Source organism: Curtobacterium citri (assembly GCF_030362955.1).
Lineage (GTDB): Bacteria > Actinomycetota > Actinomycetes > Actinomycetales > Microbacteriaceae > Curtobacterium > Curtobacterium citri.
In genome coordinates this window covers 1-924 of sequence record NZ_JAUCML010000023.1, presented here as the reverse complement: position 1 = coordinate 924, position 924 = coordinate 1, and the positions used below count along the sequence as shown (strand labels likewise).

Sequence of the window (924 nt, the reverse complement as noted above, 5' to 3'; positions counted from 1 at the left end):
GTTGGCTATGAAGGGAACACAGGGCAGTGCAGGGATAGGGTCCTGGTGTGCAGGGCAGGCTGGGCTCCACAGTTCTTCACACTGAACCCAAGCTCACAGGGAACATCAGACAATGTTGTGTAAAGAGAACTGAGGGCTCTGGATGTCACAGGAGAGACCTGAACACATCGTCTGTCACTCAGTACAGTCCAGGCAGCTGTCTTCACGCTTTACAATCTCGGAGAGACATTTCAGAGCTCTGGGAGCCTGGAGCCAGAGCATAGTCCCCTCCTTTTCCACCTGTGTTTCTCCTCCTCTTCATCACAAAAGCCATCACAGCTCCAAGGATGACCACAGCTCCAAGGACAACCGGAACAGCAATGATTACTGTGTTAGTCTTGGTGGATGAAGGAGGCTCCTCCTTGCCCCATCTCAGGGTGAGGGGCTCAGGCAGCCCCTCATGTTCCACATGGCATGTGTAATTCTGCTCCTTCCCAAGAGGCACCACCATAGGGTATCCACCAGTCTCTTCAGCTGGGTGCCCGCATTTTGCAGGTCTGAGCCAGGGTTGAAAGGCTTCAGGGATGCCACATAACCAGACTCTGATTCCATGAGGAGGGCCTCAAGGACTTGAAGAAATCCTGGGCAGATGTCCGAAGAAGCTGAGCTGCAGCAGATGGACAGCATGACCACAGTGATTGTGATGGCGATCTTCATGGTAGAGGTTGGAGGCTTTGGTGTCTGTAGATGTGGGGTATCCTTAGGGGGGTTGCATGTGACTTGCTATAAAAGTTATGAAATATTTCTTTGATTTGAATGGTGAAGCCAGAGGAAATGTCTAGCGGGTGTGAGCGCTGAGCTGTCTTTGAGGAGCTGAAGTGCTCCCTATGAATGATCGCTTTAGCATTTTAGTAGAAATGGGGTAGGAGAACTGGAGCCTTGGGG

The 924-nt window shown here is 51.6% G+C and carries 1 protein-coding gene; it reads right to left on the bottom strand.

What is annotated here, in order from left to right; all coding sequences use genetic code 11:
* Positions 1–202: 202 nt before the first annotated feature.
* Complete coding sequence (locus tag QUG92_RS17070; RefSeq protein ID WP_289460082.1) at positions 203–484, bottom strand: hypothetical protein; 282 nt, start codon at positions 482–484, stop codon at positions 203–205.
* Positions 485–924: the final 440 nt, after the last annotated feature.